This window comes from Nonomuraea sp. N2-4H, assembly GCF_045291505.1.
GTDB lineage: Bacteria > Actinomycetota > Actinomycetes > Streptosporangiales > Streptosporangiaceae > Nonomuraea > Nonomuraea fastidiosa.
This window is the reverse complement of record NZ_CP147987.1, coordinates 3831739-3845472: the sequence shown is the minus strand read 5'-3', so window position 1 is coordinate 3845472 and position 13734 is coordinate 3831739. Positions and strand designations below refer to the sequence as shown.

Annotated in this window: 12 protein-coding genes and 1 pseudogene; 7 read left to right on the top strand and 6 right to left on the bottom strand. The window is 72.0% G+C overall.

What is annotated here, in order from left to right; genetic code table 11:
- Positions 1-46: 46 nt before the first annotated feature.
- The 3 genes from WBK31_RS17870 (at position 47) to WBK31_RS17860 (ending at position 2781) form a co-directional block, all read left to right on the top strand.
- The gene (locus tag WBK31_RS17870; RefSeq protein ID WP_378788481.1) at positions 47-910 is read left to right on the top strand and encodes a hypothetical protein; all 864 of its coding nucleotides are present in this window, start codon (positions 47-49) and stop codon (positions 908-910) included.
- A gap of 147 nt (positions 911-1057) precedes the next feature.
- The gene (locus WBK31_RS17865; protein ID WP_364052504.1) at positions 1058-1645 is read left to right on the top strand and encodes a TetR family transcriptional regulator; all 588 of its coding nucleotides are present in this window, start codon (positions 1058-1060) and stop codon (positions 1643-1645) included.
- 239 nt (positions 1646-1884) lie between these two features.
- Positions 1885-2781 (top strand): ABC transporter permease, encoded by an 897-nt coding sequence (locus WBK31_RS17860; RefSeq protein ID WP_406675263.1) that lies wholly within the window; start codon positions 1885-1887, stop codon positions 2779-2781.
- A 55-nt stretch (positions 2782-2836) separates the two neighbouring features.
- Here WBK31_RS17860 and WBK31_RS17855 read toward each other — a convergent pair whose 3' ends face one another.
- Positions 2837-3478, bottom strand: coding sequence for a Dps family protein (locus WBK31_RS17855; RefSeq protein WP_378788485.1), 642 nt, complete (start codon positions 3476-3478; stop codon positions 2837-2839).
- Between the two features lie 453 nt (positions 3479-3931).
- On the opposite strand from WBK31_RS17855, the gene WBK31_RS17850 reads away from it, so the two are divergent.
- A complete protein-coding gene (locus WBK31_RS17850; RefSeq protein ID WP_406675262.1) occupies positions 3932-4768 on the top strand; it encodes an alpha/beta fold hydrolase in 837 nt (278 codons plus the stop codon).
- Positions 4769-5397: 629 nt separating this feature from the next.
- Here WBK31_RS17850 and WBK31_RS17845 read toward each other — a convergent pair.
- From WBK31_RS17845 to WBK31_RS17830, 4 genes are all read right to left on the bottom strand, one after another.
- Complete coding sequence (locus tag WBK31_RS17845; protein ID WP_406675261.1) at positions 5398-6255, bottom strand: geranyl diphosphate 2-C-methyltransferase; 858 nt, start codon at positions 6253-6255, stop codon at positions 5398-5400.
- Positions 6256-6347: 92 nt separating this feature from the next.
- Positions 6348-7520, bottom strand: a complete 1173-nt coding sequence (locus WBK31_RS17840; RefSeq protein ID WP_364052489.1) for a family 2 encapsulin nanocompartment cargo protein terpene cyclase — start codon at positions 7518-7520, stop codon at positions 6348-6350.
- A 168-nt stretch (positions 7521-7688) separates the two neighbouring features.
- On the bottom strand, positions 7689-9083 hold the full coding sequence (locus tag WBK31_RS17835; RefSeq protein WP_406675260.1) for a family 2B encapsulin nanocompartment shell protein: 1395 nt from the start codon (positions 9081-9083) through the stop codon (positions 7689-7691).
- A 166-nt stretch (positions 9084-9249) separates the two neighbouring features.
- On the bottom strand, positions 9250-10008 hold the full coding sequence (locus tag WBK31_RS17830) for an alpha/beta hydrolase (protein WP_364052483.1): 759 nt from the start codon (positions 10006-10008) through the stop codon (positions 9250-9252).
- 137 nt (positions 10009-10145) lie between these two features.
- Between WBK31_RS17830 and WBK31_RS17825 the strand changes: the two are divergent.
- The 3 genes and pseudogenes from WBK31_RS17825 to WBK31_RS17815 form a co-directional block, all read left to right on the top strand.
- A pseudogene (locus WBK31_RS17825) lies at positions 10146-11215 on the top strand (AMP-binding protein); the annotation flags it as partial.
- Positions 11216-11260: 45 nt separating this feature from the next.
- The gene (locus WBK31_RS17820; RefSeq protein WP_406675506.1) at positions 11261-11716 is read left to right on the top strand and encodes an AMP-binding enzyme; all 456 of its coding nucleotides are present in this window, start codon (positions 11261-11263) and stop codon (positions 11714-11716) included.
- 58 nt (positions 11717-11774) lie between these two features.
- Positions 11775-13163 (top strand): amino acid permease, encoded by a 1389-nt coding sequence (locus tag WBK31_RS17815; protein ID WP_378788492.1) that lies wholly within the window; start codon positions 11775-11777, stop codon positions 13161-13163.
- 1 nt (position 13164) lies between these two features.
- Here WBK31_RS17815 and WBK31_RS17810 read toward each other — a convergent pair whose 3' ends face one another.
- Positions 13165-13719 carry a GNAT family N-acetyltransferase gene (locus tag WBK31_RS17810; RefSeq protein ID WP_364052474.1) on the bottom strand — a complete coding sequence of 185 codons (555 nt, stop codon included), beginning with the start codon at positions 13717-13719 and terminating at the stop codon, positions 13165-13167.
- Between the last annotated feature and the right edge of the window lie 15 nt (positions 13720-13734).

The window sequence follows — 13734 nt, the reverse complement described above, 5'->3', positions numbered from 1 at the left end:
CGGGTACGTCTACCTCATCAGACGGCCCTTGAGCAGGAGGTACCGCATGGAAGCGATCACCCGGCGCGTGCTGCCCCTGCTGGCCGCGATCACCCTCGGCGCGGCGGGCTGCGCAGGCGCCTCCGGCGGGCAGGCCACCGCCAGGGTTGGCCCGGGCGGCGAGCCCACGCCGTCCGCCACCGCGCCGGTGCCCGCCTCGGGCACACCCGCGCCGTCGGCCACCGTTCCCGTGCCCACCTCGGGCAAGCCCTCGCCGGCCCCGCAGAAGTCCGGCGCCTCGGCCTCCACCCGCCTGCTCATCGCCGGCCGCTACCAGCCGCTGTGGCCGTTCTCCGGCCCCGACGAGGTCGCCGCCTGGCAGCGCGCCTACCAGGCGGACGGGCACCAGCCGTGGCACCTCGACCCCGCCGAGACCGCCATCGCCTTCTCCCGCGACTTCCTCGGCTTCACCGAGATCGACCAGGTCGTCAAGACGGTCGTGGACGGCGAGCACGCCCGCGTCCACGTCGGGCTGAAGGGGGAGGGGTCCGAGCCGATGGTGGCGGCCGTGGTCCACCTCATGCGGTACGGCTCCGGCGACCAGGCACCCTGGGAGGTGGTCGGCACCGACGACACCACGCTCTCGCTCACCACGCCCGCGTACGGGGCCTCCGTCACGTCGCCGCTGACCGTCGGCGGCCGCATCACCGGCGTGGACGAGAGCATCAGGCTGCGCGTCCTGCGCCCCGGCGCCGACGCTCCGCTCGGCGAGCGCTGCTGCGTGGCCGCGGGCGGCGAGAAGGCGCCCTGGTCGGCCACGCTGTCCTTCAAGCCGGATCACGGACGTACGCTGACCGTCGTCGCCTCGACCGGCGGCCACGTCGCCGAGGTCGAACGGTTCGCGGTGACCGGGGTGACCCTGCCGGAGTGACCGGGTGACCCTGCCGCGGTGACCGGGGCCGGCCTGGTGCGGTGACCGGGAATCGGCCTGACGCGGTGGCCCGGCACCCGGCCGTACCGGACGTGCGATAGTAAGTGAACGCACATTCGGTAACGCGTTTTCCCCGGAGGCACCACCATGGGCAGGCCCCGCACGACCAGCGACGAGGCGATCCTCCAGGCCACCGCCCGCGCGCTCGGCAGGCACGGCCCCCAGGGCCTCACGCTCGCCGCCGCCGCGAGCGAGGCCGGGCTCGCCCCCGCCACGCTCGTCCAGCGGTTCGGCTCCAAGCGGGGACTGCTGCTCGCGCTCGCCGCGCACGCCGCCGACACGGCCGGGCGTCCGTTCGAACAGGCCAGGCAGGAGCACGGCTCGCCGCTGGAAGCGCTCCGCGCCGCGCTGATCCACCTGTCGGAAGGCGTGGCCACGCCGGAGGACCTCGCGGGCAGCCTCGGCTTCTTGCAGCTCGACCTCACCGACCCCGAGTTCCGCGCACACGCCGCCGAGCACGCCCGCCGCGTACGCGACGAGATCGCCGCCCTGCTCGACGCCGCCGTCACCGGCGGCGAGCTGGCCACGGGCACCGACGCCGCCGCGCTCGCCAAGGCCGTCCACGTGGCCTACAACGGCGCGCTCATCCTGTGGGGGCTCACCGGAGACGGGCCGCTGCCCGCCGCGATGGCCGAGGCCATCGACCAGGCACTCCGCCCCTATCTGACCGCCTGAGCTCTGGCCGCCTGAGCCTTGGTTGCCTGATCCCTGACCGCCTGACCCCTGGCACCCTGAGCGCTGGACGCCTGAGCTCAGGGCGGCTGAGGCCGGGAAGACAGCCGACCGCCGGTCACGTCTAACCTGGCGGTCGAAATCACTCGAATCCGCGACGCACCGGACTCAGACGGGACCGGCGGCCCCGACGCGAGAGATGATCGACAGGCGAACGACCAGCGCGACGCTTCGAGGTGTTCATGAGTCACGTGGAAGAAACGGCAGAATCCGCGCCGGGCTCGCTGGCCGAGCTGGCCCGCCGCTACGGCCTGCGCCCCGCCATCGCGCGGCCGCCGTTCCCCGTCTACCTGCGCCAGCTCTGGCAGCGGCGGCACTTCATCCTCACCTACGCCATATCACGTAACGTCTCGAAGTACTCGGGCTCAGCGCTCGGCCAGCTCTGGCAGGTCATCACCCCGCTGCTGAACGCCGCCATCTACTACGTGATGTTCGGTCTCATCCTGGGCGGCAGAGCCGGGGTGGAGAACTATCCGGCGTTCCTGCTCACCGGGATGTTCGTCTTCACCTACACGCAGCGCACGGCCACCGCGGGCGCCAAGTCGATCTCCGGGAACCTGTCGCTCATCCGCGCCCTGCACTTCCCGCGCGCCTCGCTGCCCCTCGCGTACACGATCCAGGAGCTGCAGCAGCTCGCCGTCTCCATGAGCGTGCTGCTGGTCATCGTGGTGATCACCGGTGAGCCGCCCACCTGGTTCTGGCTGATGATCCCCGTCGTGCTGGTGCTGCAGACGCTGTTCAACATCGGGGCCGGACTCGTCCTCGCCCGGCTCGGCTCCCAGGTGCGCGACCTCAACCAGCTCCTGCCGTTCATCATGCGCACCTGGTTGTACGCCTCAGGCGTGTTCTTCGCCATCCACGACAAGGTGGTCAACAGCGCCGGGCTGCCCGAATGGGTGGCGACCGTGATGTACCTCAACCCGGCGGCCTCGTACATCGAGTGGATGCGCGACATCCTCATCGGCAGCCACACGCCGCCGCCGATGGTGTGGGCGGCGTGCCTGGCCTGGGCGGTCCTCGCGCTCGTCATCGGCTCCTGGTACTTCTGGCGCGCCGAGGACCGCTACGGCCGCGGCTAGGAGCCGCTTCCGCAGATGAAGCCTGCCCGGCTCACCGCGATGAGCCGGGCCCGCCTCACTTGCCCGTACGGCTCGTCGTCTTGCGCGGAACCCGGGTCTCCCCCTCGCTCGGCGTCTCGACCAGCGGCGTGTCCACGAGGTGCTCGACCAGGAACCAGACCTGCATCTCGCCGGTCCTGATCACCTCGGAGACCAGCAGGTCGTTGGTGCCGTCGTCACCCAGCTCGGCGGCGCGCGAAGCCGCGTCCCGCGCCGCGAGCAGGATGGTCTCGTGCGCCTCGACCAGGCGCGAGAGCATCGCCGGCACCTCCTCGGCGCCGTTCGGCGGACGCGGGACCACGGTGATCTCGGCGACGTGCCGCGGGTCGCCGACCGCGATGCCGCCCAGCGTCTGCACCCGCTCCGCGATCTCGTCGATCAGCTCCAGCTGCTCCTTGGCGTGCTTGTCGAGCAGCAGGTGCAGCTGGTAGAAGGTGGGGCCGCGCATCAGCCAGTGATGCTTCTTGTACAGGGCGTACAGGATCTGCGTGTCGGCCAGGATCTGGTTCAGCCGCCCGCAGGAGTAGTGGCGGGCCTCCTCGGACAGGGCCAGCGGCCACATCCGCACTGTGCCGAATTCCTGGATCTCGGTGCCGTCCACGTGCAGCCACGGCTGGCTGCTCGCTTTCTTGGACGCTTTACTGCCTTTGGGTGGCACGATCATCTCCCGGTGCGGTGGTTTTGAGCCGGTCCGACCTCGAACCTTCCCGTACGTCCGCCGATAGAGCCCTAGCCTGTGCCAGCGCACGGCAAAAGCTTGTTCACGCCCGGATCAGCTCATGATCGGGCGGCGGGGGAGCCAGACCGTGCCGCGTCCGTACGGACAAGCCGTCGCGGCGCAGCACGTAGCGCGGCCTTTCACCGTCCAGCAGCGCGTCGAGCGGCCTCCAGGCGTGGACCCAAGCCGGCACCGAGCGCCGGCAGCGCTGCGTCCCGGCGCTCGTCCAGCACGCAATGGCAGCCGCTCCTCCGATCCCAGCCGGCCGAAGCCGAGGTCGGCGGGCGGGAAGCGGGGGACGAGTCCATGCCTTGGCCGAGGCGGAGTCGGATGCCTCGTGGAGGGGCGATATCGGATTGCCTTGGGTGGTGTGGCGCTGTCAGGCTCTCCGTCATGCCCGCTTTCTCCGCCTTCGACGGCACCACCCTCGCCTACCACGAGTCCGGCTCAGGCAGCCCGCTCATCTGCCTGCCGGGCGGGCCGATGCAGCACTCCGGCTACCTCGAAGACCTCGGCGGCCTGTCCGCGCACCGGAGGCTCGTCAAGCTCGACCCGCGCGGCACGGGCGATTCGGCCACGCCCGACGACCCCGAGACGTACCGGTGCGACCGGCTCGTGGACGACGTCGAAGCCCTGCGCGCCCACCTCGGGCTCGACCGCCTGACCCTGCTCGGCCACTCGGCGGGCACCAACCTCGCCCTCATGTACGCCACCCGCCACCCCGCCCGCGTCGCCGCCCTCGTCCTCGTCACCCCCAGCCCTCTGGCCGCCGGCATCGAGGTCACCGGCCAGGAACGCCTCGAGGTCGCCCGCCTGCGCGCCGCCGAGCCGTGGTTTCCGCAGGCGTACGCGGCGTTCGAAGCCATCGTCGCCGGCACCGGCACCGACTGGGACGTCATCGACCCCTTCTTCCACGGCCGCTGGGACCACGAGACCCGGCGCCACCAGGTGTCCCAGGCCGCCGCACGCAACGACGAGGCCGCCGCCGTTTTCAGTTCCGCGTACGATCCTCCCGCCACCAGGAAGGCGATGGCTGCGCTGCGCATGCCCGTGTTCGTCCTGGCAGGCGAGGTCGACGTCAACACGCCGCCTGTTGCCGCCTCCCGGCTCGCCGCGCTGCTGCCGGGCGCCGAGCAGGCCGTCCTGCCCGCTGCCGGGCACTTCCCCTGGCGCGACGATCCGTCCCGCTTCGCCGAGACGATCGAAACGTTCCTCAAGACCGCTCTGTAGCGGTGGCCAGGCCGCACTTGGAGGTGAAGCCGTCCCGGCGTGGAGCCACACCCGGCGACAAGGCCGCACTCAGCGGTGAGGCCGAGTACGGCGGTGGGGCCGCGCGCCCGAAGGGAAGACCGCGCCTGACGGGGAGGCCGCGCCTGATGGCGGTAAGGCCGGGTCCGGGGCGAGGTCGCGTCCGGTGGGAGGTGAGCCGCTGGCGCTGCTGTGGCAGGCGTACGAGGCCGCCATCGGGCTCGGGGGACTGGCCGTCGTGGTGCTGGCGGCGGTCCTGTGGCAGGGCCGCACGCATGTGCTGCAAGCAGCGCCGGCCGTACTCGCCGCCACCGGGCTGGTGGGCGTGGCCGTGGTGGCGATGCTCGCCGTTCGGGACGGCTTGTCGGCACGGTTCCGGTTCAGGAGGTTCGAGGCGGCGGACGCCCCGTGTCGCCGCTGTGGTTCACCGCCGTCTGCGTGGTGGCGGCGCTGCTGCTGTGCTGGACGCACGTGCTGCGCGCCGGTGGCGCGCGGCGCGCAGCACGTGCGACGCCCCCGTGATCGGCCCCGAGATCAGATACCGTGATCAGCCCCGAGAGCAGATACCGTGATCAGTCGCCGTGACCGGCCGTCGTGATCAGCCGCAGTGATCACACGCGGTCCGCGGCGATCAGCAGGTACTGGAAGCTGCCGCTCTTGTACGCCTCCAGGAACGCGTTCTCGATCCCCGTGGCCAGGTGCGTCCTGGCCCGCAGCTCCCAGTAGGGGATGGTGGCCGCGGTGAGGTCGATGACGCTGACCGGGACGAGCCGGTTGGCCGCCATCTCCTTGAAGTACGTGCTGCGAGGATGGATGTCGCAGATGTAGTGGGCGTTGATCTGGCTGATGGCCCGGGAGGGCAGACCGTAGGCGTCGTTGTAGCAGCCGGTGATGCAGACGTACCGGCCGCCGCGCGCCAGCAGCCTGGCGTGCTCGGCGAACAGCAGCGACAGTTCGACGTACATGGTGCTCTCGTTGTTCCAGGCGGCGTGGAAGGCGCCGGTCGGGAAGCCCGTGTCGAGCATGTTGCGGAAGTGGAAGCGCACCCTGTCGGCGACGCCGCGCTCCTCGGCCTGCCGGTTGGCGAAGGCCACCTGCGATTCGGAGATCGATACGCCGTCCACCTCGCAGCCGAACCGCAGGTGGGCGAGGAGGCTGGAGCCGCCCCTGCCGCACCCGGCGTCGAGCACGCGATACTCGGGGCGCGGTGGCCCGAGGTGCGCCATCAGCGTCTCGGCCTGGGCGGTCTCCAGCCGGTGCAGCTCCTTGACCACCCGGCTCTCCCGGGTCGCGGCCGGGCCCTCCAGCACCGACCAGTCCACCTCACCGATCCCGTAGTGATGGTGGTAGAGGCCGTCCACCTCGCCGAGGCGCAGGTTGACCGGGTTCTCCTCGGTGTTCCAATAGTCGGCGACCGACTGCTGGTAGCGGCTGGTCAGTACGGGGGCGGCGGGCGGCGTCATGGTCATCAGCGGGCTCCTTCTCGGTGTTGGAGATCGGGACGGCGGCGCGGACAAGGACGGGACACGGCGGCTCTGGCAAGCCGGTCATGAACGGGCGGTCAGGACTGGTAGCGGCTGGAGCTGCCGTGCCATTCGAGGCACCCGGCCATCCACGCCTGCGCGCCCCGCAGGAACCGCTTGAGCTCGGGGGAGGGGATCGCGGACAACGCCTGCCGGCTCTGCTCGAACCCGCGGACGAAGTGGTTGTGCAGGTGAACGGCACGCTCGGTGGCCTCGCGGGCCGAGCAGCCGTCCTCGGCGGCCATGAGCAGGATGACGTTGGAGTCGGGCAGCTCGTCGGCCGCCTCCTTGGCCGCCGAGTGCAGGTCGTTGACGAGCACGCTCGCGGTGCCCGCCTGCATGAGCGCGGTGTGGAAGCGCGGCTCGCCGAACAGCTCGGCGGGCAGCCGGTAGCCGCCGACCAGGTCGATGAGGGTCATCGAGGTGTAGAAGCTGTCGTGCTGGCGGGCGGCGAGGTAGCGCCAGACGGGCGGCGGAGCCTCCAGGTAGCGCCAGGCGGCGTACGCGGCCCAGCTCACGTACATCTGGCTCGTGATGTTGCGCACCCGCATGATCTGGGAGTCGGTGGCGTGGCGGGCGACGTGGCTGAGCGCCGAGCGCAGCGCCACCAGCACCGGATCGGCGGCGATCGCCGCCTCGAGCTGCTCGGTGTAGCGGCCCGCGTCGGGCGGCGGGTCCATCGCGGACGTCACCAGCGCCAGCCGGGGCGGCAGCTCGGTCGGGGTGGCGCCGAGGTCGGTCTCGTCGGCGTAGTAGTCGTCGGCGGCCCACCAGGCGGCGTTCATCTGGGCGGCGACCAGCAGGCGGTCGGGATCGTCGGTGTCGGGGTGCGCGAGCATGGCCAGCCGGCCGAACCCGGTGGCCGCGAACTCCTCCATCCTCCCCTCGTGCAGGCCGATGCGCCCGGCCCACGCCACCAGCCGCCGGTCCACCTCCGCGCCGAGCGCGTCGTCCACGCGCACGGTCTCGGGGCAGTACAGTGGCGGGTACGTCCCGGTGCCCCACTCGCGCTCCTGGTAGGGCAGCGGCGTCAGGTCGTACCCGCGCGGGCCGGAGATCGGCGGAGCGGCGGGCTCGTGACCGTCCCCCTCCTCGTACGCGCGCCGGTGCGGCAGCAGCGCGGCCCGCGGGCTCGACGAGGACGCGCCCAGCCCGGCAGGTCCGGCCAGCAGCCGCGCCACCGCAGCGTCGTGGGGAGATATTTCCGGCATGTCACGCCTCTTCCTCGGGCTGGGTTCGGCCGGTCAGGGGATCTCCGGGTGTCGGGCCGGTCACGGGGCCTCTTGGGACCGGACCGGTCGCGGGCTCTCCTGGGGTCTGACCGGCCGCGGGTCCTCTCGGGGTCCGGTCGGTCAGGGGATCTCTTGGGGCCCGGCGGGTCACGAGCGGGGCGCGGCGATGTCGACGTCCTCCAAGATCCCGACCGCGTCCGGCACGAGGATCGCCACCGAGAAGTACGCGCTGACCAGGTACGAGATGATGGCCCGCTCGTCGATCCCCATGAACCGCACGTTCAGCCCCGGCTCGTACTCCTCGGGGATGCCCGTCTGGTAGAGGCCCACCACGCCCTGGTCCTCCTCGCCGGTCCGCAGGGCCAGGATCGACGTCGTACGCGACTTCGAGATGGGGATCTTGCCGCAGGGGAAGATGGGGATGCCCCGCCAGGCCGGCACCTCGTGACCGTTGACGTCGGTGCTGCCCACCACCAGCCCCCGCTTGTTGCACTCGCGGAAGAACGCCGCGATCGCCTTCGGATGGGCGAGCAGCAGCTTGGTCTTGCGGCGCATGCTGATCAGCTCGTCGAGGTCGTCCGGCGTCGGCGGGCCCGACCAGGTGTAGATGCGCTGGTCGTAGTCGGTGTTGTGGAGCAGCCCGAACTCGCGGTTGTTGAGCAGCTCCCACTCCTCGCGCTCGCGCAGCTCGTGGATGGTCAGGCGGAGCTGCTGCTCGAGCTGGTTCATCGGATGGTTGTACAGGTCGGCCACCCGGGTGTGCACGCGCAGGATGGTCTGGGCGACGCTCAGCTCGTACTCGCGCGGGTGCAGGTCGTAGTCGACGAACGTGCCCGAGATGGCAGGCTCGCCGCTGTGGCCGGCCGCGATCTCCACCGCCGCCTCACCCCTGCGGTTGGCGGGCCTGCGCAGGATCTCCAGGTAGCGGGCCAGGTGGTCGCGCAGCGCGGGGGAGCGGTCGGCGATGCGGCGCAGCTCCCAGCGAGGGGCGACCAGCACCGTGCAGGCCGTCGCCGCGCGGTAGGTGCACGGCCAGCGCGGCTCGTCCTCGGTCAGCGCCTCGTCGCCGAACTGGTCGCCGCCGGCGATGATGCCGAGGAACTGGCGGGCGCCGTACGGGCCGGTGCCCAGGCGTTCCAGCCGGCCGTAGGCGATCACGCAGGTCTGCGTCACCGGGCGGCCCGCCTCGGCGACGATCTCACCCGGCTGCACCTCGCGGACGGTGAACGCCGAGGCGATCTCCGCCAGCACGCCCGCGTCGCCGAAGCCGCGCAGTGCCGGGATCTCCGTCAGCGTCTCCGGCACGATCCGCACGTCGTCGGCCCCGTCATGGGCCACGGCCACCCGGCCGCGCCCGATGCGATGCGACAGCCGGCGGTTCACCCGGTACGTACCGCCGCGCACGTCCACCCAGGGCAGCATGCGCAGCAGCCAGCGCGAGCTGATGGCCTGCATCTGCGGGACGGTCTTGGTGGTGGTGGCCAGGGTTCGGGCGGCCCTCGTGTCGAGGCTCAGCCGCGTCTCCGTCGGCTCCGATGGCATCTTTCCTCCGGGCTGGTCGGCAGGGGCGGACGCCACCCAAAGTAGTGATATTGATACGCAGCGTAGGAGTCTCTGGGCAGACAGGAATGCTGGCGACCGGGGAAGATCGATGTCACGGGCTCGCCACCCTTGGACGAGCCCGTTCACGGGAAGCCCGGGGACGGTTCTACCACCCCTGGCCGCGCAGGAACGCGGCGCAGCGGGCGGTCCAGTCGGCCGCCACCGGGTTCTCCTCGGCCAGGCCGATGCCGTGCTTGCCGCTCGGATAGACGTGCACCTCGTGGGCGACCCCGTGACGGGCCAGCTCGGCGGCCAGGGCGTACGTGCCCGGCACCGGCACGGACTCGTCGTCGGCCGTGTGCCACAGGAACATGGGCGGCGTATCGGCCGACACCCGGGAGGTCAGCGACAGCTCGGCGCGCAGCGACGCGGGCGCGCCGGGGCCGAGCAGGTTCTCGGCCGAGCCGCGGTGGCCGTCCAGCTCCGCCACCGGATAGCAGAGCACGGCCAGGCCCGGCCGCGGGTCGGCCCGGTCGATCTCGTCACGCGGGCCCTCGGGCAGCGCCGGGCCCGGTTCGGTGGCCAGCAGCCCCGCCAGATGGCCGCCCGCCGAGAAGCCGAGCACCCCCACCCGCGCCGGGTCCACGCCGTGCGCGCCCGCGTGGTGACGCACCCACCGCACCGCCCTGGCGGCGTCGAGCAGCGGCAGCGGATGGCGGTGCGGGGCGAGGCGGTAGCGCAGCACGTACGCGGCCACGCCGAGCCCGTTCAGCCACCGGGCCACCGGGGCGCCCTCATGGTCGGCCAGGTGGTGGTAGCCGCCGCCGGGGAACACCACGACGGCCGGCGCCGGCCGCCGCGCGCGTACGGGGAACGCGGTGATGGTGGCCTCGCCGCCCGCCGGCCACAGGGGGTGCTCGCTCACGTGTGCGCCTTTCATCGTCGTCGTCCGGGCACGGATGTTAGCGACCCGGCGCGGGCGCACCTGCCCCGGCCTACTCTCGCGGCGAAGACCGTGCGACGATCATCGTGCGTCCCGAAACCACGGCGCAGGAGGGCCGGATGTCCGTTCTGTCGTACGAGCCCCTGACCCCCACGAGCTTCCTCCAGCGCTCCGCCGCCGTCTTCGGCCACCGCCTGGCCGTCGTGGACGGCGACCTGGAGCTGACCTACGCCGAACTGTGGCAGCGCGTGCAGCGGCTGGCCGGCGGGCTGGCCGAGTCCGGCATCGGCCCGGGCGACCGGGTCGCGTGCTGGCGCTCAACGGCCACCTGCTGCTGGAGTCCACGTTCGGCGTCCCCGCCGCGGGCGCCGTCATGGTGCCGCTGAACATCCGCCTGTCCGCCGGCGAGCTCGCCTACATCCTCGACCACGCCGAAGTGTCGCTGCTGCTGCACGACGACGAGCTGGCCGGCCTGGCCAAGGCGGCCGCCGGGCAGAGCACGGCGGCGCCCCGCCTGGTCTCGGGCACCGCGTACGAGAGCCTGGTCGCGGGCTCACAGCCGCTCCACGTGCCCGTCGCCGACGAGCGGTCCCCGCTGTCGATCAACTACACCAGCGGCACCACGGGACGCCCCAAAGGCGTCGTCTACCACCACCGCGGCGCCTACCTCCAGGCCCTCGCCATGGCCCTGCACACCAGGCTGGAGGCGGCGAGCAGCTACCTGTGGACGCTGCCGATGTTCCACTGCCACGGCTGGTGCTTCCCCTGGGCGGTCACGCTGGCCGGGGCCCGGCACGTGTGCCTGCCCAAGGTCGATCCGGGCGAGGCGTGGCGGCTGGTGCGCGCCCACCGCGTCACCCATCTGTGCGGTGCGCCGACCGTGCTCACCTCGCTGCTCGCCCATCCCGACGCACCCGACGAGGAGCTCGACCCGCGCCCGCTGGCCTGCGTGGGCGGCGCGCCGCCGAGCCCCGCTCTGCTGCGCCGCGCGCTCAGGGCCGGGATCGACGTCATCCACCTGTACGGGCTCACCGAGACGTACGGGCCCGCCGTGATCTGCCAGCCGCAGCCCGAGTGGAAGGGCCTGGACGCCGACGAGTACGCCGCGCTCGCCGCCCGCCAGGGCGTCGGCAACGTCATCGCCCAGCCCTTGCGCGTCGTGGCCGAGGACGGCGGCGACGTGCCCGCCGACGGCGCCACGGTGGGCGAGATCGCGGTACGCGGCAACGACGTCATGCTCGGCTACCACCGCGACCCCGCCGCCACGGAGAAGGCCGCGCCCGACGGCTGGTTCCGTACCGGGGACCTGGGCGTGGTGCACCCCGACGGCTACGTGCGGCTCGTCGACCGCGCCAAGGACGTCATCTTCTCCGGCGGCGAGAACATCGCCTCCGTCGAGGTGGAGAACGTCCTGACCGCGCACCCCGCCGTGCAGGAGGCCGCCGTCGTCGCCCGCCCCGACGACCACTGGGGCGAGGTGCCCGTGGCCTACGTCACGCTCGCGCCGGGAGCGAGCGCCGGCGAGGCCGAGCTGATCGAGGCCGAGCTGATCGAGGCCGAGCTGATCGCGTACGTACGCGCCCGCCTCGCCCACTACAAGGCGCCGAAGGCCGTCTACTTCGGCGATCTGCCCAAGACCTCGACAGGAAAGATCCAGAAGAACGTGCTCAGGCGGCGCGCCGCAGGTTAGGGAGCCGCCAGAAGGGAAGGTCGCCTCCACGGAGCCGACGACGGCCTTGGGGGGTGTCATGGTCGATTCCGCTAGCGTGTTCCGGCGCAAGCCGGTTGAGCAGATCGCCACCGAGCACGAGGGGGAGCTGGCCAGGACGCTCGGCCTGTGGCAGCTCACCGCCATCGGCGTCGGCGGCATCATCGGGGCCGGCATCTTCGCCCTGGCCGGGGCCGTCGCCCACGAGACGGCCGGGCCCGCCGTGCTGGTGTCGTTCCTCATCGCGGGCGTGGCCAGCGCCGCCGCCGCGCTCTCGTACGCCGAGTTCGCCGGCCTCATCCCGAAGGCCGGCTCCGCCTACACCTACGGTTACGCGGTGCTCGGCGAGATCGTCGGGTGGTTCATCGGGTGGGACCTGCTGCTGGAGTACACCGCCATCGTCGCGGTCGTCGGCATCGGCATCTCCGGCTACTTCGGCTTCCTCGTGCAGAACCTCGGCATGACCCTGCCGCCCTGGATGCTCGGCGCGCCGGGCACAGGCGAGGGGCACGTCGTCGACCTGTTCGCGGCACTGCTGTGCCTGCTCATCGCGTTCCTGCTGAACCTCGGCATCCGCGCCGCCGCCAGGTTCGAGACGTTCGTGGTGGGGGTCAAGGTCGCGGTCGTGCTGCTCGTCATCGTCGTCGGGTTCTTCCACATCAACACCGCCAACTACACGCCGTTCTTCCCGTTCGGCATCAGCGGCGCCATCACCGGCGCGGCCACGGTGTTCTTCGCGGTCTTCGGCTACGACGCCATGAGCACCGCCGCCGAGGAGTCGCGCGACGCCCAGCGCCACATGCCCAAGGCGATCATCTACTCGCTGATCATCGCGATGGTGCTGTACGTGCTGGCCACCCTGGTGCTCACCGGCATGCAGAACTACCGGGAGATCGACCCGGAGAGCGGCTTCTCCTCGGCGTTCGCCTCGGTCGGGCTGTCCGGGCTCGCCTCGCTCATCGCGGCCGGCGCGATCGTCGGCATCCTCACCGTCATGTTCACGTTCATGCTCGGCGTCACCCGTGTCTGGTTCGCGATGAGCCGCGACGGGCTGCTGCCCGCCTGGTTCGCCAAGCTGCACCCGGTGCGGCGGGTGCCCACCCGCGTCACCTGGATCGTCGGCGCCGCCTCGGCGGTGATCGCCGGGTTCCTGCCCATCAGGGAGGCGGCCGAGCTGACCAACATCGGGATCCTGCTGGCGTTCGTGGTGGTGTGCGCGGCGGTGATCGTGCTGCGCTACCGGCAGCCCGATCTGCCGCGCACATTCCACATGCCCGGCATGCCCGTCGTGCCGGCCATCGGGGTGCTCTTCTCGATCTGGCTGATCACGTTCCTGGACCCGCTCACCTGGCTCCGCTTCGCCGTCTGGTTCGTCATCGGCCTGATCATCTACTTCACCTACAGCCGCCGGCACTCGGCGCTGAACTGACTCAGGCCCACTCGCCCAGCGCCGCGACGGCGAGCGTCTGCTGGGCGCCGAACTCCTCGAACGTCCCGGCCGTTTCGAACCCGAGCCGGGACGCCAGCCGCAGCGACCGCTCGTTCGCCGTCTGCGTCACCACCAGCACCGGCCGGTCCGGCAGCTCGGCCGCCGCGGCGCGCAGCGCCGCCGTCGCAGCCTCGCAGGCCGGCCCGGCGCCCCAGACGAAGCGGCGCAGCACGTAGCTCAACTCCAGCTCCCACCCCGCCTCGGTCACGTGTCCCGGGCGCTCCGGGTCGCGGCGGTCGAGGGTGAGGGTGCCGAGGAAGCGGTCGGTCTCCGGGTCGGCGACGACGTAGCTCCCCGGCCCGGTGGCGGCGGCCACGCCGTGGGCGTCGAGGAACGACTCCACCTTCGCGCGGGGACGGGGGCCGCCGAGGTAGGTGCGGACCTCCGGATCGGTCATGATCTCGACGATGCCCGCCCGGTCGGCCTCCCGCGCCGGGCGCAGCAGCACCCGGGCGGCGGGGATCAGCGTGGTGGACAGCGTGGGCGGTGCGCTCATGAAACGGTGATCATA